Raw genomic sequence first — 21,265 nt, 5'->3', positions numbered from 1 at the left:
CGGCTTTAGCCGCGAACACCGGCGCAGCCGGTGCCAGCCACCGCGTCGCCTGCTTCGCGGGTGAACCCGCTCCCACAGTAGACGGTGCAGGCTTCGGGCTCACGCTGTACCTGTGGGAGCGGCTTTAGCCGCGAACACCGGCGCAGCCGGTGCCATCCACCACGCCGCCTGCTTCGCGGGCTTGCCCGCTCCCACAGAGGACGGCGCAGGCCCCGGGGCTCACGCTGCACCTGTGGGAGCGGCCGTGGCCGCGAACACCGGCACAGCCGGTGCCATCCATCGCGTTGCCTGCTTCGCGGGCTCGCGGCGATAGGGCCGCACAGCGGCCCCCTGCTGGGTTAACATACCGCCCTTGCGCAACGCCCATCACCCAAGCCAAGCCCCCTGCTTGCTCGACTCGACACCAACAGGTCATCCATGCGTCTGTTTCATACCTCCGACTGGCACCTGGGCCAAAGCCTGCACGGCCAGGAACGCGATTTCGAACACGCCTGCTTTCTTGACTGGCTGCTCGGCCAACTGCACCTGCGCCAGCCCGACGCGCTGCTGATCGCCGGCGATATCTTCGACACGGTCAACCCACCGGTCAAAGCCCAGGAACGTCTCTACGACTTCATCGTCCGGGCCCACGAACAACAGCCCAAGCTGGACATCGTGATGATTGCCGGCAACCACGACTCCGGCTCACGCATCGAACTGCCGGCCGCGTTGATGCGCCGTCTGCGCACCCATGCCCTGGGCCGGGTGCACTGGCTGGACGAGGGGCAGCTGGATGCCGAGCGCCTGCTCATTCCGCTGACCAACGGCCGGGGCAAGGTCGCCGCCTGGTGCCTGGCCCTGCCCTTCCTGCGCCCGGCCGAGGTGACCGGCCCGCACCTGGGTGACGACTACCTGCAAGGCATCACCCAGGTGCATCAACAGCTGATCGCCGCCGCGCAGCAAAAACGCAAGAAAGACCAGGCGCTGATCGCCATCAGCCACGCGCACATGGCCGGTGGCGCGGTCTCCGAGGACTCAGAACGCAGCCTGATCATCGGCAACGCCGAGGCGCTGCCGGCCAAGCTGTTCGACAAGGCCATCAGCTACGTCGCCCTGGGCCACCTGCACAAGCCGCAGAAGGTCAACCGCGAGGAACGCATCCGCTACAGCGGCTCGCCGATCCCGTTGTCGTTCGCCGAAATCAACTACCCGCACCAGGTGCTGGAAGTGGAGCTGGACGGCAGCACCCTGGTCAGCGTCGAAGCGCGCCCGGTACCACGCGCCGTAGCCCTGCAACGGGTCGGCCCGGCCCCCCTGGGCGAACTGCTCGAACAACTGGCCGAGCTGCCGGTGATCGACCTGCTCGAAGACCCCAACCGCCAGCCCTGGCTGGAAGTGCGGGTGATCCTCGACGAGCCGCAACCCGACCTGCGCCAGCAGATCGAAACCGCCCTGCAGGGCAAGGCCGTGCGGCTGATCCGTATCAACGCCGAATACGCCGGGCGCAACGCCGCCGAAGACGATGACCGGGCCTTTGTCGAACTGGCCCAGATGACCCCGCAGGACCTGTTCAGCCGCGCCTGGGAGCAAGCCTACGGCAACCCCGTCGACGAACAGGCGCTGGCCGACTTCGCCCTGCTGTTGCAGGATGTGCAGCAGGAAGAGGAACAGCCATGAAGATTCTTGCCATCCGCCTGAAGAACCTGGCATCGCTGGCTGGCCCGATCGACATCGACTTCACCGCCGAGCCGCTGGCCAGCGCCGGCTTGTTCGCCATCACCGGGCCTACCGGCGCCGGCAAGAGCACCCTGCTCGATGCCTTGTGCCTGGCGTTGTTCGGCACCGTGCCACGGCTGAACGACATTGGCCGCGAAGCCAAGGTGCCCGACGCCGACGGCGAAATCCCCACCTCCGACCCGCGCAACCTGCTGCGCCGCGGCACCGGCAGCGGCTTTGCCGAAGTCGATTTCGTCGGCATCGACGGCCGCCGCTATCGCGCCCGCTGGGAAGCCAACCGCGCCCGCGACAAGGCCAACGGCAAGCTGCAGCACAGCCGCCAGAGCTTCTACGACCTGGACAACGACCAGGTGCTGGGCAGCGGCAAGAACGAATACAAGCAGTTGGTCGAAGCCCGCCTGGGCCTGAATTTCGAGCAGTTCACCCGTGCCGTGATGCTCGCCCAGAGCGAGTTCGGCGCCTTCCTCAAGGCCGATGACAAAGAGCGCAGCGAGCTGCTGGAAAAGCTCACCAACACCGCCATCTACACCCGCCTGGGCCAGCGTGCCTTCAGCAAGGCGCGCGAAGCCGGCGAGGCCCACAATGCCCTCAAGGACCGCGCCAGCCACCTGCTGCCGATGGCCACCGAAGCCCGCGCCGAACTCGACCAACGCCTGGAGCAGGCGCAGCAGCAGTTCAAGGCCGACCAGGCCGGCGAGCGCCAGCTGGAACAGCAGCGCAACTGGCTGAATGAACAACGCCAGCTGCAGGCACAGCACGCCGAAGCCGGCGCCGCGCTGCAGGCAGCCGAACAGGACTGGCAGCACCTGGCCGAGCAGCGCCTGGACCTCGTGCGCCTGGAGCGCCTGGCGCCGCAGCGCCACCAGTTCCACCGCCAGCAGACACTGACCGCGCAACGGGCGCCGGTGGCAGCGAAGATTGCCGAGCAACAGCAACAGCAAGCCGAACTGCAAGAGCGCACCGGCGAGCTCGAACAGACGTTGGCGGCTGCGCGCCAGGCGCTTGCCGATAGCCAGGCCCAACACAGCGACAACGCCCCGCGCCTGCGCCAGGCCTTTGCCGCCCAGGACAACCTGGCGCGCCTGGAGCAGGAGCTGACCACCCAGCGCAGCGCCAGCGAGCAGGCCGAGCAGCAGGTCGCCGACGCCCAGCAGCACCTGCAGCAGCTGCAAGACAACCAGCAGCGCAGCCTGCAGCAACTGGCGCAGATCGATAGCGCACTCGCCGACAGCCAGCACCTGGCGGGCCTGGCCGACGCCTGGCACGCCTATCTGCCGCAATTGAAGCAGGTGATGCTGATCGGTGGCCGCCTGGCCAAGGGCCGTGAAGAGCTGCCCGGCCTGCAGGCCCAGGCCAGCCAGGCCAATGCGCAGCTGCAGACCGAGCGCGACGCCTTCGACCTGCTGTTCCGCGAGGCCAAGGCCGAACCGCAGGCCCTGGCAGAACAGATCGACCTGCTCGGCGGTATGTTGCAGGACAACCGCAAGCAGCAGCGCGCCGTCGAAGAACTGTCGCGCCTGCACGGCCGTGAACGGGAACTGCGCCAGCAGCTGGAGGCCGTGCGCGAGCGGCAACAGCAGGCCATGCAGCAGCGCCAGCAACTGATTACCCAGGGCACCGCCGCAAAAGCCGAGCTGGAAGCCGCCGAGCAGGCCCTCAACCTTACCCGCCAGTTGCTGCAGCGCCAGCGCCTGGCGCGCAATACCAGTGTCGAAGAATTGCGCGGGCAACTGCGCGACGGCGAACCCTGCCCGGTGTGCGGCAGCGCCGAGCACCCGTTCCATCAGCCTGAAGCGCTGCTGCAAAGCCTGGGTCGGCATGACCAGGCCGAGGAAGACGCCGCGCAGAAACAGGTCGAAGCCCTCAACAGCAAGCTGGTGGAACTGCGTACCCAACTGGGCGTAGTCAACGCCCAGCTCAAGGATTACCAACAGCAACAGCAGCAACTGGGCGAGCACCTGCAAGCGCTGGTCGCCCAGGTGCAGGCGCACAGTCTGTGGCCGGCCCTCGCCGCGCAGGACGACAACGCCCGCAGTGCCTGGCTGGACGGCCAGCTGCGGCGTCTGGACGAAGAAATCGGTCAGGACGAGCAGCGCCAGAGCGCCCTGCTCGCCTTGCAAAAGGATGCCGCGCGTCTCAACCAGCAGCTGCAGGCTGCGCAACAGGCGCAACAGCAGGCCCAGCGCCACCTGGAGCAACAGCACCAGGCCCTGGCCAGTGACGAGCAGCAATTGCAGCAAGGCCTGAGCGACCTGGCCGGGGTATTGCCGGAGGAAGCCCTCAAAGCCTTGAACGACGACCCGGCCAACGCCTTCCTCGCCCTCGACCAGCAGATCGCTCAGCGCCTGCAACAGATGCAGCAGCGCAAGGACGAACAGCAGGAACAGCAGGCCCGCCAGGCCCAGCTGGACAAGTTGCACGACCAGCAACAGGCGCGCGTGCAGCACCTGCAGCAGCTGCAACAGAAACTCGCCGCCCTCGACGAGCAGCGCCAGCAGGCCCAGGCTTCGCTCAGCGAACTGCTTGCCGAGCACGCCAGCGCCGAAGCCTGGCAACAGCACATGGACGCCACGCTGGAGCAGGCCCGCGCGCTCGAAGCCGACACCGCCCAGCGCTTGCAGGGGCTGCGCACCCAAGGCGTGCAACTGGCCAGCGAACTCAAGGCCGACATCCAGCAGCAGCAGGCGCTGGAAGCCGAGTGCCAGCAGCTGCAGGGCCAGATCGCCGCATGGCGCGCGCAGCACCCGGAACTGGACGACGCCGGCCTGGATCGCCTGTTGGCCATCGACGACAGCCAGGTCCAGGCATTGCGCCAGCGTCTGCAAGGTGCGGAAAAAGCCATCGAACAGGGCCGCGTGCTGCTGCAGGAACGTGAGCAACGCCTGCAGCAGCATGCCGCGCAAATGACCGTGGACGCCTCGGCCGAGGCGCTGGAACAGGCCCTGGCCGAACTGCGCGAACGCCTGGCCGGCCACGAGCAGCAGTGCGCCGAACTGCGCGCGCAGCAAGCCGACGACCAGCGCCGCCAACAGGCGCACCAGGCGCTGGCCGCGGAAATCGAACAGGCCCACCAGCAGTGGCAACGCTGGGGCCGCCTGAACGCCCTGATCGGCTCGGCCTCGGGAGATGTGTTCCGCAAGATCGCCCAGGGCTATAACCTCGACCTGCTGTTGCACCACGCCAACGCCCAGCTGCGCCAGCTGGCCCGGCGCTACCGCCTCAAGCGCGGCGGCAGCGCGCTCGGCCTGCTGGTACTGGACACCGAGATGGGTGACGAACTGCGTTCGGTGCACTCACTGTCGGGCGGGGAAACCTTCCTCGTGTCGCTGGCCCTGGCCCTGGGCCTGGCGTCGATGGCCTCCAGCACGCTGCGCATCGAATCGCTGTTCATCGACGAAGGCTTCGGCAGCCTCGACCCGGAGTCGCTGCAACTGGCCATGGACGCACTCGACGGCCTGCAAGCCCAGGGCCGCAAGGTGGCGGTGATTTCCCACGTGCAGGAAATGCACGAACGCATCCCGGTGCAGATCCAGGTGCGCCGCCAAGGCAACGGCCTGAGTGATGTGGAGGTGTGCGGGTGATCCTCTACTCGTTCCGCCGCTGCCCGTGGGCCATGCGCGCGCGCCTGGCGCTGCGCTATGCCGGGTGTGAGGTGGAGATTCGCGAGGTGGCGATGAAGAACAAGCCGGCAGAACTGCTGGCGTTGTCGCCCAAGGGGACCGTGCCGGTGCTGGATACCGGTGACCAAGTGCTGGAAGAGAGCCTGCACATCATGCACTGGGCGCTGGCGCAGCACGACCCGCAGGACTGGCGACTGCAAGCCGACCCTGCGGCGGCGCAGCACGCTGAAGCACTGATTGCGCGCAATGACAGCACGTTCAAGGCGCAGGTCAACCTGTACAAGTATGCCGAGCGCTATCCGCAGCATCCCCGCGCGCATTACCGCCAGCAGGCCGAGCGCTGGCTGGCGGAGCTCGAAGGCCTGTTGGCGGGCCGGCCCTACTTGCTGGCCGCGCACCCGAGCCTGGCCGATGCCGCGCTGTTGCCGCTGATGCGCCAGTTTGCCGGGGTCGAACCGCAGTGGTTCGCCGAGGCGGCTTACCCGCGTGTGCGGAGCTGGCTGGAGGGGTGGCTGGCTTCGGAGTTGTTCAGGTCAGTCATGGCCAAGTGAACAACCATCAGCATTGCACGGGCCCCCTGTGGGAGCGGCCTTGTGTCGCGAAAGGGCCGCACAGCGGCCCCGGCAATCCTGGGCTAAACCGCTGAAATCCTGGGGGCGCTGCGCGCCCCCTTCGCGACACAAGGCCGCTCCCACAGGGCCAGTGTCAGGCTTGAGTCAGTGGGTATGCTTGCCACTCAATGCCGCATGGAAATTGGCACTTTGGCGCAGGTACTGTTCGGTGTAGCTATGGGTAGCGGACGCCTTGCCGCTGCTGTCGGCATGGGCATGCGCTGGCAGTACGACCGAAGCGGAAATGGCGGATGCGGCAATGACCGGGAAAAGATTGAAGTTCATCTGGGCTGACCTCGACGGCGGTGGTTTGACGTTGGCCCTTCTGGGCCTTGGGTCAAACTTACGCCGCCGAAGCCGCAGGCAAAAATTCATTGCCGCAGTATCGATTATCACGCCGATCGATATCACTCGATGAATTTCAGGTCCGACGGGGCATCCTGCTGCAGCGTCTGCACCGTCTCGCCCAGCTTGCCGCTGCGCGGATCGCGGCGTATCACCACGATCTGGTTGCTCTTCTGGTTGGCCACCAGCAGGAAGTTGTCACTCGGGTCGAGGGTGAACTCGCGGGGGTGATCACCTTCCACCGAACGGCGCTGCAGCAGCGTCAGCTGGCCGTCCTGCTTGCCCACGCTGAACGCCACGATCTCGTTGGCGGTGCCGCGGTTGCTGACATACAGGAAGCGCCCGTCGGCCGACAGGTGCAGCCCGCCCGCAGCTTTCGCCGCAGGGTCCTGGCGCTCGGTCAGCGGCAGGCGCTGGCGTTCGATCAGGTTGCCCTCCTGCACATCGAACATCACCACTTCGGCGCTCATTTCCAGGGTCAGGTAGGCGTGCCGGCCCTTGGCGTCGAACAGAAGATGGCGCGGCCCGCTGCCCGGCGGCAGGGCCACCGACGCGGGGATCGCCGGGGTCAGCGGATGGTCTGCACTGGCGCCGTCATAGCGGTAGATGAACACCTTGTCGGCGCCCAGGTCGCTGGCATACAGGTGGCGGCCATCCGGCGACAGCACCAGCGAATGCACATGGGCACTGGCCTGGCGCTCGCGGTTGACCCCACTCGCCTGGTGCCGGGCCTGCTGCACCGCTGGCTTGAGCTTGCCGTCCCGGGCTACCGGCAGCACCACCAGGCTGCCGCCCGGGTCGGGTTTGACCGCGTAATTGGCCACGAACAGGTAACGCTGGTCGCGGCTGAGGCTGGCGTGGGTCGGCTCGTCACCCTGGCTGGCTACCTGGTTGAGCAGCTTGAGCGCGCCCTTGGCGCTGACACTGAAACTGCTGACCTGGCCGCCCGCGGTTTCATTGACCGCGAACAGCAGGCGCTGGTCGGCCGACAGCACCAGCCACGACGGGCTGACACTCTGCACCACCTGCTGCGGTGCGGGGTCGATACGGCCGGCCTTTTCGTCGAACTGGTAGCGATAGATGCCCTGGCTGGCGCCGTCGGTGTAGCTGCCGACCAGCAAGGTGGCAGCGTGGCCCTGGATCGTCAGGCTCATCAGGCTAGCGCTCAGCAGGCTCGTCCAGATCCGCTTCATCTTGGTCATCATCCGGGGCGCGAAAGGCACTCATACAGACTAGCCGATGCGCGCCGTTGGCATCGTCGAGTTGCCATTCGTCAGCGCTGGCGATGGCGGCGGCGACTTGCTCGGCGGTGAACGACCAGCGGCGCAGCTGGCGGCCGTCCATGCACTCGACGGTGAGGCCGGAGGCGTCGCAGGTGAAGTCGAAGGCGTGCAGGCCGTCGATCAGAAGCATGTCGCAGGACTGCAGGGCGGTGGCGAGGGGGGACATGGGGGTACCAATCTGAAATGAACCTGCATTATAGCCCTGGGGCTGCTTTGCAGCCCATCGCCGGGGGGCCCCCCCCCCCCCCCCCCCCCCCCCCGGGGGGGGGGGGGGGGGGGGGGGGGGGGGGGGGGCCCCCCGGCGATGGGCCGCAACGCGGCCCCTTGCGGTCAATGGGCGAAAATCGAGCCGCCCTCCTTGCCCACCATCTTCTCCGGCTTGATCAGGAAGCGCGCCAGCGCCGGCAGCAGCCACAGCGCACCGAACATGTTCCACAGCAGCATGAAGGTCAGCATCAGGCCCATGTCGGCCTGGAACTTGATCGCCGAGAAGATCCAGGTGCAGACGCCGATGGCCAGGCACAACCCGGTGAACAGCACCGCCTTGCCGGTCGAGCGCAGGGTCTGGTAATACGCCTCCTGCAACGGCAAGCCCGCGCGCAGGAAGCTTTCCAGGCGGCTGTAGATGTAGATGCCATAGTCCACGCCAATGCCCACCCCCAGCGCCACCACCGGCAAGGTCGCCACCTTGACGCCGATGCCCATGTAGGCCATCAGCGCGTTACCCAGCACCGAGGTCAGCACCAGCGGCAGGACGATGCACAGGGTGGCGGCGAACGAGCGGAAGGTAATCAGGCACATCACCGCCACGCAGATGTACACCAGGATCAGGATGGTCAGCTCGGCCGACTTGATCACTTCATTGGTCGCCGCCTCGATCCCGGCATTCCCCGCCGCCAGCAGGAACTGCAGGCCTTCCTTGTTATGGCTGTCGGCAAACGCCCTGGCCACGGCAGTGACCCGCTCGAGGGTTTCCGCCTTGTGGTCGTTGAGGAACACCAGCACCGGCGCCAGCGAGCAGTCGCCGTTGTACAGGCCGTCGGCGCGGGCGATGGAGTTGTTGAGGATGTCCGGGTTGCGCGACAGGGTTTCCCATTTCAGGCTGCCCTCGTTCATGCCCTTGATCACCTGCTTGGACACGGTCACCAGGGAAATCGCCGACTGCACGCCCGGGGTGTTCTGCATGGTCCACATCAGCTCGTCGATCGGCGCCATGGTCGAATGGATCGAGCAGCTTTCCGGCGGCGTCTTGACCATGATCACCAGCACATCGGAACTGGTCGAGTAGTTGCTGATGATGAAGTTGTTGTCCTGGTTGTAGCGCGAGTCGGGGCGCAGTTCCGGGGCGCCCTGGTCGAGGTCGCCGATCTTCAGGTTCTGGCTGTACCACAGGCCGCCGGCGAAGGCGACCAGGGCCAGCGCCACCGACACCGGCGCCACCCGGGCACTGGCGAAGTTCGACAGCAGGCGCCAGAACGGGTGCTCGCGGGTAGCGTCCTTCTTGCTGCGCTCGACAGCCTTGTTGCTGATGCCGACGTAGGAGATGGCTACCGGCAGCAAAATCAGGTTGGTGAAGACGATCACCGCCACACCGATGGAAGCCCCGATGGCCAGTTCACGGATCACCCCGATATCGATGATCAGCAGGGTGATGAAGCCCACCGCGTCGGCGAGGATGGCGATCATCCCGGGCAGGAACAGCTGGCGGAAGGTGCGTCGGGCCGCGGTCAGGGCGTTGTCGGCGTCACTCGACTGCAGGGCGATGCCGTTGATCTTCTGCACCCCGTGGGAGATACCGATGGCGAAGATCAGGAACGGCACCAGCATCGAGTACGGGTCGAGGCCGAAGCCAACCGCATGCATCAGGCCCAGCTGCCAGACCACCGCCACCAGCGTGGTGACCAGCACGGCGACGGTGCTGCGGATGCACCAGGTGAACCAGTACAGCAGCGCCCAGGTGATGGCCAGGGCGACGCCGAAGAACATCGCCACCATCACCAGGCCGTCGATCAGGTCGCCGACCTTCTTGGCGAAGCCGATGATGTGGATCTTGACGTTGGGGTTCTGCGCCTGGAACTTGTCGCGGATCTTCTCTTCCAGCTGGTGCGAGAACTGCTGGTAGTCCAGCTTCACCTGCCTGCCCGGGTCCTGCGGGTCGGGGTAGCTTTCCAGCAGCGGCACGTCGACGATGCTGGACTTGAAGTTGTTGCCTACCAGGCGCCCCACCTGGCCCGACTTGAGCACGTTGTCGCGCAGGGTGTCGAGGCTGTCCTGCGAGCCGTTGTAGGTGTTGGGGATCACCTCGCCACCGGAAAAGCCCTCTTCGGTGACCTCGCTCCAGCGCACGCTGGGGCTCCACAGCGATTTCAGCCCGGCACGGTCGACACCGGGGATGTAGAACACTTCGTCATGGACCTGGCGCAGGGTCTCCATGTAGTCCTTGTCGAAGATGTCGCCATCCACCGCTTCCACCGAGATGCGCACGGTGTTGCCGAGGTTGGCCAGGTCGTTGCGGTGCGCCATCATCTGCTCGATGAACGGGTGCTGCAGCGGGATCATCTTTTCGAAACTGGTGGACGGGCGAATCTGCGTGGCCTGCCAGAACAGCAAGATGCTGACCAGCACGCACAGGGCGATGACCACCGGGCGGTTGTTGAAGATCAGGCGTTCGAGCAGGGTGGCCTTGTCCTGGTGATGCGGGTGCATGGTGATGCTCTCCCTGCTGGTCATGGACGCACCTCCTGGTCAGCACCCTGCGGGTCGGCCAGGTGCACGCCACCCTGCCCCACCAGCAACAGGCCGCCAGCGGCCAGGCCACTGACGCCGGCCAGGGCAATGCGGTCGGCGCGGTTGTAGACGCTGAAGGTCTGGCCGTGGTCGCTGCTGCGCAGCACGCTGCCGCCATTGCCGACCAGCACCAGGCTGCCATCCTCGACAAGCGTAGCGCCTGCCAGGCCGAATTCGAGGGTACCGCGAGCGGCCTTGAGTTCGATCGGCTGCCAGCTATCGCCGAAATCACCGGAACGGAACAGGTTGCCGCGCAGGCCGTAGGCCAGCAGGGTGTGTGGCTGGGCGGTCGCGATCACGCCGAACAGCGAACCCTCGTAGGGGCCCTGCAGCTTGGTCCAGCTCTGGCCGTTGTCGGCAGAGCGGAACATGCCACCCTGCTCGCCGACGATGAACAGGCCGGCATCGCGCACCTGGGTGATGCCGTTCAGGTGCAGTTGATCGGGGTTGTCCAGGCGATCGGCAACGTCCTGCCAGTGCTGGCCGCCGTCGGTGGTTTCCAGCAAGGCGCCATAGGCCCCCACGGCGAAGCCGTGCTGGGCGTCGAGAAAGGTGATATCGAGCAACGGCGCTTCACGGGCGAGGTCCTGGTACTGCCGGCTCCAGGTCGCACCGCCGTCGCTGCTGGCAAGAATCTGCGCATCATGGCCGACGGCCCAGCCGCGCTTGTCGTCGAGGAAGAACACCGCAGTGAGCAGTTGCCGGGTGGGGACCCGGGCCTGGGTCCAGGTGCTGCCCTGGTCGTCGGAGAACAGAATATGACCGCGATCGCCCACCACCACCAGGCGCTTGCCAGCCTGGGCGGCATCGATCAGCAGGCTTTGGCTGGCCTTGGCCGATTCGCTGGAGTATTCGTCGGCGGCAGCGGCTTGCACGCTGTCAGCCCATATGCCAAGCGCCAGTACCGCCACGGCTGCCAATGGCCAGGCGAAGCGCCTGTTCAGTTCCCTCATGACTGTCCCCTTTGCTGTTCTTGTTGGATGGGTCAAGGCATTGCAGGTACTGCGAAAAGGCCTGATCTAGAGGCCTGCAGTAGCTTGGGGGGATCGTAGCGGGGATGTTTGCGGGAAGACAACGAGCGGGGTGTTATGTTTTGTTGTCGGGCCGGAAAAAGCCGGGGCCGCGATGCGGCCCATCCCCGGCAAGCCAGCTCCCACAGGTACTGCACTGCCTTCAAGGCCTATGCAAGCCAGTTCCCACAGGTACTGCACTGCCTTCAAGGCCTATGCAAGCCAGTTCCCAAGGTACTGCACTGCCTTCAAGGCCTATGCAAGCCAGTTCCCAAGGTACTGCACTGCCTTCAAGGCCTATGCAAGCCAGTTCCCAAGGTACTGCACTGCCTTCAAGGCCTATGCAAGCCAGTTCCTAAGGTACTGCACTGCCTTCAAGGCCTATGCAAGCCAGTTCCCAAGGTACTGCACTGCCTTCAAGGCCTATGCAGTACCTGTGGGAGCTGGCTTGCCGGCGATGGGCTGCACAGCAGCCCGTTGGCCCTTACGCCAGGCTCTTGCTCACCACCTCATACACATCGCTGGACAGCTCACCGGAAGCCAGAATCCGCTCCAGCTCACCCTTCATCAGCAGCTGGCGCGCATCGTCATACTTGCGCCAGCGGGTCAGCGGTGCGAGTTGACGCGAGGCAATCTGCGGGTTCAGCGCATTCAGCTCGATCACCAGGTCCGCGAGGAAGCGATAACCCGAGCCATCCGCAGCATGGAAGTTGACCAGGTTCTGCCCGGCGAAGGCACCGATCAGCGCCCGCACCTTGTTCGGGTTCTTCAGGGTGAACGCCGAGTGCTGCATCAGCGCCTTGACCCGCGCCAGCCCGCCCGGCAGCGTACTGGCCGCCTGCACGCTGAACCATTGGTCCATGACCAGCGGGTTGTCCTTGAAGTGCTCGGCAAAGGCTTCCAGCGCCTTAGCCCGCTCGGCCTCGAACGGCGAGTTGACCAGCACCGCCAGGGCAGTCAGGCGCTCGGTCATGTTGTCGCAATGCTCGAACTGCTCCAGGGTCGCTTCCAGCACTTGCGGCTTGCCGCTGAGCATCAGGTACGACAGGGCGATGTTCTGCAGGCTGCGGCGGGCGAAGTGTTCGGCCGAGGCCACATAGGCGGTGCTGCGCGACACTTCGCGGTGGGCCTGGTAGCGCGCCCACAGGGCATCGAACAACTGCTCGGCGATCTGCCGGCGGGCGAATTCGCGGGCGCCGTGGATGGCGTCCACATCGGCCACCTGGCTGATTTCGGTGAGGTAGGCCTCACCCGGCAGCGAGAGCATTTCGGCAACCATGGCCGGGTCCAGCGACGCGTTGCCGAGCACAGTGCCCAGGGCGGTGATCAGGCGCTGGTCGAGTTTGAGTGCTTCGCCACGCTGATGCTGGCCGATCAGTTCCTGCAGCACCTGCACCGCCAACTGCTGGCCCGCTTCCCAACGGTTGAAGCCGTCGCTGTCGTGCTGCATCAGGAACATCAGCTGGTCGCGGTCGTAGGGGAAGCTCAGCTTGACCGGCGCGCTGAAACCGCGCAGCAACGACGGCAGCGGCTTGGCCTGGATGCCCTGGAAGGTGAAGGTTTGCTCGGCTTCGGTCACCGACAGCACGCGGCTGGTGCCCTGCGCCGCAGCCTCACCGGCCAGTTGCAGCGGCAGGTCGTTGCCGGCGGCGTCCAGCAGGCCAAGCTCCACCGGGATCACGAATGGCAGTTTTTCGGCCTTGTCCGGGGTCTGCGGGCAGCTTTGGCGGAAGCTCAGGCTGTAGGTCTGCGCGGCCGCGTCATAGGCCTCGCTGACGTCCAGGCGCGGGGTGCCGGCCTGGTTGTACCAGCGCTTGAACTGGCTGAAGTCGACGCCGTTGGCGTCTTCCATGGCCTTGATGAAGTCGTCGGTGGTCACCGCCTGGCCATCGTGGCGTTCGAAATACAGGTCGCTGCCCTTGCGGAAGCCTTCGGCGCCCAGCAGGGTGCGCACCATGCGCACCACTTCGGCGCCCTTCTCGTAGACGGTCAGGGTGTAGAAGTTGGAAATTTCGATGAAGCTGTCCGGGCGCACCGGGTGGGCCATGGGGCCGGCATCTTCGGCGAACTGGTGGGTACGCAGGTAGGCCACGTCCTCGATGCGCTTGACCGTGCGCGAGTTCATGTCGGCGCTGAACTCGGCGTCGCGGAACACCGTGAAGCCTTCCTTGAGCGACAGCTGGAACCAGTCACGGCAGGTGACGCGGTTGCCCGACCAGTTGTGGAAATACTCGTGGGCGACCACGCCTTCGACGCGCTGGTGCGCCGCATCGGTGGCGGTTTCGGCACGGGCCAGCACGCAGCTGGAGTTGAAGATGTTCAGGCCCTTGTTTTCCATGGCGCCCATGTTGAAGTCGTTGACCGCGACGATCATGAAGATGTCCAGATCGTACTCGCGGCCGTAGACCTCTTCGTCCCAGCGCATGGACTTCTTCAGGCTGACCATGGCGTGGTCACACTTGTCGATGTTCTCGGGTTCGACGTAGATGCGCAGGGTGACGTCGCGGCCGGACTGGCGGGTGAAGCTGTCCTCGACGCACCACAGGTCACCGGCGACCAGGGCGAACAGGTAGGCCGGTTTCATGAACGGGTCTTCCCAGGTCGCCCAGTGGCGGCCGTCCTCTGCCGGCCCGCTGCCGATCGGGTTGCCGTTCGACAGCAGGACCGGGTAGCGATGCTGCTCGGCAATCACCGTGGTGGTGAAGGTGCTCATCACATCCGGGCGGTCTAGGTAGTAGGTGATCTTGCGGAAGCCTTCGGCCTCGCACTGGGTGCAGAACATCTTGCCCGACTTGTACAGGCCTTCCAGCGCGGTGTTGCTTTCGGGGTGGATCTTCACGCTGGTGTCGAGGGTGAAGCGTTCGGCCTTGGGCTGCACGGTCAGGCTGTCGTCGTCCAGCTGATAGTCAGCCGCCTGCAGTTCCTGGTCGTCCAGCGAAGCGCGCAGCAGCTCCAGCTGCTGGCCGTCGAGCACCAGCGCTGGCAGGCCGCCACCACGTGCCGGGTTGCGGCGCATGACCAGTTGCGCGTGGACCAGGGTGTGGTCCTCGAACAGCTCGAAGGTCAGGTGCGTCTCGTCGATCAGGTAATCGGGCGCCTGGTAGTCCTTCAGGTAGATCACTTGCGGTTGTTCGGTACGCATGTGCAGGTCCTTTTTACTGGAGCACGGCCAACTGGTAGGCCGTGTACTTGCGAATATTGATCACACCGGTGTCGAAGATCAGGTACTGGCCCTTGATGCCCAGCAGCGTGCCTTCGGCCACCGGGTCCTTGTCGAGGTTGAAGCTGACGATCTTTTTCGGGTAGGCCTCGACCGGGTAGTTGATCTGCACCACTTCGGCGTCGGGCAGCGGCTGGATCGCCTGCAAGCCAAAGCGCCCTTGCAGTTCAGCCAGGCCATCGGCGCAGGCTTCGAAGATCTGCTCGCGAATGGCCGGTAAGTCGAGCACCTCGGCGTCGCCCTTGAGCAGGGTGCGCCAGTTGGTGCGGTCCGGTACCTGGCTGCGCAGCACATCTTCGACCAGGCCCGACTGCTGGCGGGTGGCCACGCGCAGGATCGGCAGGGCCTGGCTGGCGCCCTGGTCGAGCCAGCGGGTAGGCAGCTGGGTGGCGCGGGTGATGCCGACCTTGATCCCCGACGAGTTGGCCAGGTAGACCACGTGGTCGGTCATGCAGAACTGTTCGCCCCACGACGGTTCGCGGCAGGTGCCGGCGTCGTAGTGGCATTTTTCCGGGGCCATGATGCACACATCGCACTGCGCCAGCTTGGTCATGCACGGGTAGCAGTAACCCTGGCTGAAGCTGGTCTTGGTGCGCTTGCCGCAATGGCTGCAATGAATGGCGCCGAGGAATTCCAGGCGCAGGCGCTGGCCGATCAGCGGGTTGACCGGCACCTGCGTGTCACCCAGGCGGAAGCTGTACTGCACCACCGGCGCCTGCAGGCTGACCGCCATCTTGCTCAACGAGCCACGAGCGAGTTCGATCAATGTACCGAGTCCGACTTGAACAGAATGTTGGCGATGGGGGCGGACTTCGACGCGCATTCCTGCGGGCCCATGTAGCCGGTGCGCTGGTCTTCGGGCAGGTTTTTCATCTCCCAGGCGATCACCGCCTGCAGCGACAGCTCCTTCTGCTCGGCGGTGAGCTTGCGGCCATCCGACCATTTGCCGATTTCCACGGCCAGTTTCAGGCTCTGGTAGATTTCGGGTGTGATGTTTTCGATCATTTGCGCGAAAGTGGACATAGTGTCTCCTGATTCAAGCCGACAGTTTACGCCGGGCCAGCGCCCCGCCCAAGAGCCCGGTCAGGCATCCGATGAGCAACCCGCCAACGTGGGCGGCGTTGGCGATCTGGCCAAAGCCGAGGGTGTCGACCACACCGGTCAGGCACACCACCAGCCAGATCAGCATCATCACCAGCACGCCCTTGGGCAGGTTGAAGTAACGGTTGGGCGCCAGCCACTGGTACAGCCAGATGTGCCCGAGCAGGCCGTACAGCACGCCGGACAGGCCGCCGAACAGGCTTGGCCCGCTGCTCAAGTGCTGGGCAACGTTCGATACCAGGCTGAACAGCAGGGTCAGGCCCAGCAGCGCCCATGGGCCCTGGCGCAGTTCGATGCGTTTGCCCAGCTCCCAGTACCACAGGCTGTTCATGGCCAGGTGCAGCGCGCCGAAGTGCAGCAGCATCGGCGACACCAGGCGCCACCACTGGCCCTGCTCCAGGCCTAGCGCCAGCGGGCTGAAGTACAGGTAGTCGCCCTGGACGCGGAAGTCGAGGAAAGTGAACCAGCCGAGGGTGGCGAAGTTGTCGCCCAGGCCGGTCAGGCCGGCGACGATGAAGCACAGCAGCAGGGTGATGGTGGTGACTTTGCAGGCTTTGGCCTGTGCTGCCAGCGAGGGCCGTGTGCGGCCCTTCGCGGGTAAACTCGCTGCCACAGGGGCCTGTGCAAGCTCGAGGTCGGCATTGCCGTCGGGGTAACGCCGGTAGAGTTCGCGAATCTGTGCGGCGAGGATGTCGGGGGACCAGAGGATCTGGGCGTCGTCCTCTTCGCTGACCCGGTGCGGCAGTTGCAGGCGCAGCAGCAGCTCGACAAAGCCGCTGAGGTCGACCGACAGCGGCAGGCGCATCACTTCGACAATGTTCATTGATTGGCCTGAGGCCGGTCGACATCGACCCAGACGAACTTGTGCGGGTCGATACGGGTTTCATCATCCAGGCGGTAGGCGACCAGCTTGCCGTAGAGCACCGCGCTGTAGTCCAGGCAGGCCAGGTTGGCGCGGATCGGTGCCGGGCGGCCGCTGCGCCAGTAGTGGCCGACGAACAGCATGGGCTCGTCCTCGGCATAGCGCAGCAAGGCGTTCTTCTGGCTGTGGCTGAGCGGGGTGCTGGCCACTTCCTCGGGCAAGGCGTCGGGCTGGAACACGATGTCGCCGTAGGTTTGCGGGTCCTCTTCCCAGAACTTGGTGCGGAAGAAGGCGCGGGTCAGGCCGTCGCCGCCGGTCAGGGTCAGGCCGTCCGGCAGACGCATGTCGGTGCCGCGCAGCAGGCGGTTGCACACGTTGGCGGCAAAGCTGCCGCTCACCGCCGAGGCCTGGATGAAGTGCTCGTCGATACGCCCGTCGGGGTACTGCTGGCGCAGCGGTTCGATCAGCCGCGGGTCCCAGCAGGCATGCACCAGGCGGAAGCGCCCGGCGTCGACGAACAGGGGCAGCTGGTAAAACCAGTCGACGAAGTCGTGCCAGTCGCCGGGGTGCTGGGCGAACTGGGTCAGGGTTTCGTCGATCAGCCGCGCGTGGCGGGGCGTGTGTTCGCGCACGAAGGCCTTGCCAGTGCCGGGCAAGGCCGGGGTGACCCAGCCCAGCGCGTTGTATTCGTGGTTGCCCATGATGCAGAAGGCCTGGCCGGCCTCGACCATGTCGTGGACGATGTGCAGCGCCTCGCGAATGCGTGGCCCGCGGTCGACGATGTCGCCGAGGAACAGCGCCTGGCGCCAGGGGTGGCGCCACACGCCGGCCACGCGCTTGTAACCAAGGGTATCGAGCAGGCGTTCAAGGGTCAGCGCACAGCCGTGCACGTCGCCGATGATGTCGAAACTTCGCGCCGGATCGAGCATCAGTCGTCCCTGCTTCCGAGACGGCTGCCCCAACCGAGCTTGGTGCGGCAGACCTCGTAGTAATTGTGGTCCAGCGGGTGGATCAGGCGCAGTTTCTGCGGCTTCTTGCTGACCGTGATGGTGTCGCCGGGGGCGCAGGTGAAGTGGTTCTGGCCGTCACAGGACACTTGCGGGTAGATCTGCAGGTCCTTGGACACGACGATCTTCAGCTCGCTGTTGCCGTCGACCACGATCGGCCGGCCCGACAGGGTGTGCGGGTACATCGGCACGATGACGATGGCGTCGAGCTTGGGGTGCATGATCGGGCCGCCGGCGGACAGCGCGTAGGCGGTGGAACCGGTCGGTGTGGCGACGATCAGGCCGTCGGCCTTCTGGCTGCAGACGAACTGGCCATCGATGTAGATCTCGAACTCGATCATGCGCGTGGACTTGCCCGGGTGCAGCACCACGTCGTTCAGTGCATCGCCCTGGCCGATGGCTTCGTTATGGCGACGGACCTCGGCCTGCAACAGGAAACGGTTTTCCACCAGGTAGTGGCCGTCGAGCACTTCGGCGACCTTCTCTTCCAGCTCGTCCGGGCGAATGTCGGTGAGAAAACCCAGGTTGCCACGGTTGATGCCCAGCACCGGAATGTTGTGCCGGGCCAGGGCGCGGGCGGCGCCCAGCAGGCTGCCGTCGCCGCCGACGACGATGACCAGGTCGCAGACTTCGCCCAGCAGTTTGCGGGTAGAGGTTTGCAGGCCATGGCCAGGCAGCACTTCGGCGATGGTGTCCTCGAGGATCACATGCAGGTGGCGCTCGAGGAGGAATTTTTTCAGTCGGCGAATGGTGTCGAGCACCTGCGAGCTGCCAAGGCGGCCGATGATACCGATATTGCGAAATTGCTCCATGGGGCTCCTGCGAGGCTCTGCGGCGGGTGACGATGCCCCGATTATGGGCGAAACCACCGGGCAGCGGCAAACCGGCTATGCTCGCAGGATGATGCCATTCGCCCTGCTCCACGACCTGCCCCGGCAGCTACGCCGCCCCAGCGTGCGCGACCTGGCCTGGGCCCTGCTGTCGCCGCCGCTGCTCAGCACCCCGCCCTGCCCCCAGCGCCATCCGCTGGCGGGCAGCCTGTGGGCGGACCAGCCGCAGCGCCTTGGCGCCTGGCTGCGCGCGCTGGATGACGATGACGCGCCGTTGCGCGACTGGCTGGCGCAACTGGGCAGCCGGCGCCTGGGGCTTTACTACGAACGCCTGTGGCAGTTCGCCCTGCGCCAGGCGCCGGGCATCGAACTGCTGGCGGCCAACCTGGCGATTCGCGACGGCGGGCACACCTTGGGCGAGCTGGATGTGCTGCTGCGCGACCGCGACGGCGTGCACCACCTGGAACTGGCCATCAAGCTGTACCTGGGCCCGCAGCACGCCGGGCACGACCCCGCCGCCTGGCTGGGGCCAGGCTGCCATGACCGACTGGGGAGCAAACTGGCGCACCTGGCGAACCACCAGTTGCCCATGTCGGCGGCGGCGCACAGCCGCGAGGTGCTGGCGCGGCTGGGGGTGACGCAAGTGCAGGCACATGTGTGGCTGGGCGGCTATCTGTTCTATCCGTGGCCGGGCCAGGCGCAGCCGCCAGCCGGCGCCAACCCGCAGCATCTGCGCGGGCGCTGGGTGCGCCGGCGGGACTGGGCCATCCATGAAGGTGAGCGCTGGCAGCCGCTGCAACGGCATGCCTGGTTGGCGCCAGCGCGGGTCGAAGCGCACGAATGCTGGGCGCTAGAGCAGTTTGCGGCGTGGCTGCATGTACTGCCGCGCCAGGCGCCGGCGCAGTTGCTGGTGAGGTTGCAGGTGGATGCCGACGGCGCCTGGCAGGAGGCCGAGCGGGTGTTTCTGGTGGCTGATGAGTGGCCGGGTCTGCCCAGTTATTGATGCTGCCTGTACCGGCCCTTTCGCGGGGGGGGGCCCCCCCCCCCGGGGGGGGGGGGCCCCGGGGGGGGGGGGGCCCCCCCCGGGGGGGGGGGGGCGCCCCCCCCCCCCCCCCGCGGGGGGCCCCCCCCCCCCCCCCCCGCCCCCCCCCCCCCGGGGGGGCGCGCCCCCCCCCGCGAAAGGGCCGGTACGGACAACACAATTTTCACAGACCCAGCGCAAAGATTCGTTCCCCACTAGCCATTAAAATGACACCTGAGCGCCAGCAAGAGCGCCTTCCGACCTGATGACGAGGACCGATCATGGTTTCATCCACCCCCGCGCCCCATTACGCACGCCTGTCCATCGCCCTGCACTGGCTGATGCTGGTGCTGCTGGCCGCTGTCTACGCCCTTATCGAACTGCGTGGCCTGTTCCCCAAGGACAGCGTCGAACGCAACCTGATGAAAGACCTGCACTTCATGCTCGGGCTCAGCGTGTTCGTGCTGGCCTGGCTGCGCCTGGCCGTGCGCCTGAGCCGGCCGACGCCGCCGATCACACCCAAGCCACCCGCCTGGCAGACCGGGCTGGCGCACCTGGTGCACCTGGCGTTGTACCTGCTGATGATCGGCCTGCCGCTGGCCGGCTGGCTGATCCTCAGCGCCGCCGACAAACCGGTGCCGTTCTTCGGCCTGGAACTGCCGCACCTGATCGGCCCGGACCCGGACCAGGCCAAGTTCATCAAAGGCTGGCATGAACGCGTCGGCAGCTGGGGCTACTGGCTGATCGGCCTGCACGCGCTGGCCGGCCTGTACCACCACTACATCAAGCGCGACAACACGCTGGTGCGCATGCTGCCCTACAAATAACCGCGCCGGCCCTGCAGGCCGCCGGTGTGCACGAAGAGCAGGCGGGTGCCGGGGGCGAACAGCCCGGCCTCGACCTGCTCACGCAACGCCAGCAGGGCCTTGCCGGTGTACACGGCTTCGAGCGGCACGCCGCTGTGCCGTTCACACTCGGCGACGAACGCCAGCAGCGCATCGTCGAACTTGCCGAAACCGCCACGGCAGGCGTCGTGAAGCTGATAGCCGTGCATCCCCGCCAGTGCCGTCACCGTTTGCGCCACGCCGTAGTCGCCGGGAACGGCCAACGCCCCATGGACGACATGGCTGCCCTGTTCCGCCAGCACCAGCCCGGCCAAGGTAGTGCCCGTTCCAGCGGCCAGCCACCAGGCGTGGTAATCGGCCCAGCCGAGTGCGGCGAGCTGCGCGCGCGCCTGCGCCACGATCAGCGCGCAGCCTAGCGCTCCGGGCAAACCGCCACCGCCTTCGGGGATGCACTGCCAGCCCGGGTAGCGCGCCTGCCAGGGCGCCCAGAAACCGGGTTGGTTACGCGCACGGTAGCCGCCATGGCCCAGCCAGTGCAGTTGCATGCCTAGCGCCTGCAGGTCACGCACGGTCGGCGTGTCCTGGGGGTGCCCGCGCAGCAGGCCGGCGGTGGCGAAGCCGAAGCGCTTGCCGGCGGCGGCCAGGGCGTGCAGGTGATTGGAATGGTTGCCGCCCAGGCTGATCAGCCCAGGGGCATTGCTGGCGCTGGCCTGTTGCAGGTGGTGGCGTAGCTTGAACCACTTGTTGCCGCTGATCAGCGGGTCGATCAGGTCCAGGCGCAGGATGGCGGCGGCAACCCCGGCGTTTTCCAGCCAGGGCAGGTTCAACGGTTGTAAGGGGGCTTGAGGGAGATCGGGGAGCATGCTGCGAGTTTACCAGTGAAATCCTGGGGCTGCCTTGCAGCCCATCGCCGGGGGGGCGGGGGGGGGGGGGGGGCGGGGGGGGCGCGCCGCGGGGGGGGGGGGGGGGGGGGGGGGGGGGGGGGGGGGGGGGGGGGGGGGGGGGGG

At 66.4% G+C, this 21,265-nt stretch carries 17 protein-coding genes; 5 read left to right on the top strand and 12 right to left on the bottom strand.

Features of this window, described 5'->3' with window-relative positions; translation table 11 throughout:
• Nucleotides 1-417: 417 nt before the first annotated feature.
• The 3 genes from C6A77_RS22415 to C6A77_RS22405 are packed head-to-tail and all read left to right on the top strand — an operon-like array spanning nt 418 to nt 5,887.
• Nucleotides 418-1,656, top strand: coding sequence for an exonuclease SbcCD subunit D C-terminal domain-containing protein (locus tag C6A77_RS22415; RefSeq protein WP_114171452.1), 1,239 nt, complete (start codon nt 418-420; stop codon nt 1,654-1,656).
• Nucleotides 1,653-5,297: an AAA family ATPase gene (locus tag C6A77_RS22410; RefSeq protein ID WP_114171450.1), complete on the top strand. Its 3,645-nt coding sequence runs from the start codon at nt 1,653-1,655 to the stop codon at nt 5,295-5,297. Before C6A77_RS22415 ends, C6A77_RS22410 begins: the two co-directional genes overlap by 4 nt.
• Nucleotides 5,294-5,887, top strand: a complete 594-nt coding sequence (locus C6A77_RS22405) for a glutathione S-transferase (protein WP_114171448.1) — start codon at nt 5,294-5,296, stop codon at nt 5,885-5,887. The genes C6A77_RS22410 and C6A77_RS22405 overlap by 4 nt, the downstream gene beginning before the upstream one ends.
• A gap of 165 nt (nt 5,888-6,052) precedes the next feature.
• Here C6A77_RS22405 and C6A77_RS22400 read toward each other — a convergent pair whose 3' ends face one another.
• The 11 genes from C6A77_RS22400 to C6A77_RS22350 all read right to left on the bottom strand — a co-directional run bounded on the left by C6A77_RS22400 (nt 6,053) and on the right by C6A77_RS22350 (nt 18,374).
• The gene (locus tag C6A77_RS22400) at nt 6,053-6,232 is read right to left on the bottom strand and encodes a hypothetical protein (protein WP_039614541.1); all 180 of its coding nucleotides are present in this window, start codon (nt 6,230-6,232) and stop codon (nt 6,053-6,055) included.
• A 122-nt stretch (nt 6,233-6,354) separates the two neighbouring features.
• Entirely contained in the window at nt 6,355-7,485 is a 1,131-nt protein-coding gene (locus C6A77_RS22395; protein ID WP_178082398.1) for a lactonase family protein, read from the bottom strand.
• Nucleotides 7,451-7,741, bottom strand: a complete 291-nt coding sequence (locus C6A77_RS22390; RefSeq protein ID WP_114171444.1) for a DUF5629 family protein — start codon at nt 7,739-7,741, stop codon at nt 7,451-7,453. Before C6A77_RS22390 ends, C6A77_RS22395 begins: the two co-directional genes overlap by 35 nt.
• Nucleotides 7,742-7,905: 164 nt before the next feature.
• A complete protein-coding gene (locus C6A77_RS22385; protein ID WP_114171453.1) occupies nt 7,906-10,281 on the bottom strand; it encodes an RND family transporter in 2,376 nt (791 codons plus the stop codon).
• A 20-nt stretch (nt 10,282-10,301) separates the two neighbouring features.
• A complete protein-coding gene (locus tag C6A77_RS22380) occupies nt 10,302-11,315 on the bottom strand; it encodes a YCF48-related protein (protein ID WP_114171441.1) in 1,014 nt (337 codons plus the stop codon).
• Between the two features lie 541 nt (nt 11,316-11,856).
• Nucleotides 11,857-14,514: an aminopeptidase N gene (gene pepN, locus C6A77_RS22375; protein ID WP_114171439.1), complete on the bottom strand. Its 2,658-nt coding sequence runs from the start codon at nt 14,512-14,514 to the stop codon at nt 11,857-11,859.
• Nucleotides 14,515-14,527: 13 nt separating this feature from the next.
• The gene (locus C6A77_RS22370) at nt 14,528-15,358 is read right to left on the bottom strand and encodes a DUF2797 domain-containing protein (RefSeq protein ID WP_114171437.1); all 831 of its coding nucleotides are present in this window, start codon (nt 15,356-15,358) and stop codon (nt 14,528-14,530) included.
• The gene (locus tag C6A77_RS22365) at nt 15,355-15,615 is read right to left on the bottom strand and encodes a DUF1315 family protein (protein WP_003247224.1); all 261 of its coding nucleotides are present in this window, start codon (nt 15,613-15,615) and stop codon (nt 15,355-15,357) included. The genes C6A77_RS22370 and C6A77_RS22365 overlap by 4 nt, the downstream gene beginning before the upstream one ends.
• Before the next feature lie 13 nt (nt 15,616-15,628).
• Entirely contained in the window at nt 15,629-16,516 is an 888-nt protein-coding gene (locus C6A77_RS22360; protein ID WP_114171435.1) for a rhomboid family intramembrane serine protease, read from the bottom strand.
• Nucleotides 16,513-17,484 carry a metallophosphoesterase gene (locus C6A77_RS22355; RefSeq protein WP_114171433.1) on the bottom strand — a complete coding sequence of 324 codons (972 nt, stop codon included), beginning with the start codon at nt 17,482-17,484 and terminating at the stop codon, nt 16,513-16,515. The genes C6A77_RS22360 and C6A77_RS22355 overlap by 4 nt, the downstream gene beginning before the upstream one ends.
• The gene (locus tag C6A77_RS22350; RefSeq protein ID WP_025338255.1) at nt 17,484-18,374 is read right to left on the bottom strand and encodes an NAD(+) kinase; all 891 of its coding nucleotides are present in this window, start codon (nt 18,372-18,374) and stop codon (nt 17,484-17,486) included. The genes C6A77_RS22355 and C6A77_RS22350 overlap by 1 nt, the downstream gene beginning before the upstream one ends.
• Nucleotides 18,375-18,417: 43 nt before the next feature.
• Here C6A77_RS22350 and C6A77_RS22345 point away from each other — a divergent pair, with 43 nt between their 5' ends.
• Both C6A77_RS22345 and C6A77_RS22335 read left to right on the top strand, forming a co-directional pair.
• On the top strand, nt 18,418-19,395 hold the full coding sequence (locus C6A77_RS22345; RefSeq protein WP_178082397.1) for a DUF1853 family protein: 978 nt from the start codon (nt 18,418-18,420) through the stop codon (nt 19,393-19,395).
• Nucleotides 19,396-19,694: 299 nt separating this feature from the next.
• Nucleotides 19,695-20,240, top strand: coding sequence for a cytochrome b (locus C6A77_RS22335; protein ID WP_114171427.1), 546 nt, complete (start codon nt 19,695-19,697; stop codon nt 20,238-20,240).
• Here the strand turns inward: C6A77_RS22335 and C6A77_RS22330 are convergent.
• Complete coding sequence (locus C6A77_RS22330; RefSeq protein ID WP_114171425.1) at nt 20,231-21,121, bottom strand: pyridoxal-phosphate dependent enzyme; 891 nt, start codon at nt 21,119-21,121, stop codon at nt 20,231-20,233. The two genes, C6A77_RS22335 and C6A77_RS22330, sit on opposite strands and share 10 nt — an antisense overlap.
• Between the last annotated feature and the right edge of the window lie 144 nt (nt 21,122-21,265).

The sequence above is a fragment of the Pseudomonas sp. AFG_SD02_1510_Pfu_092 genome (assembly GCF_003331055.1).
Classification (GTDB): domain Bacteria; phylum Pseudomonadota; class Gammaproteobacteria; order Pseudomonadales; family Pseudomonadaceae; genus Aquipseudomonas.
This window is presented reverse-complemented; position numbering and strand designations above follow the sequence as displayed.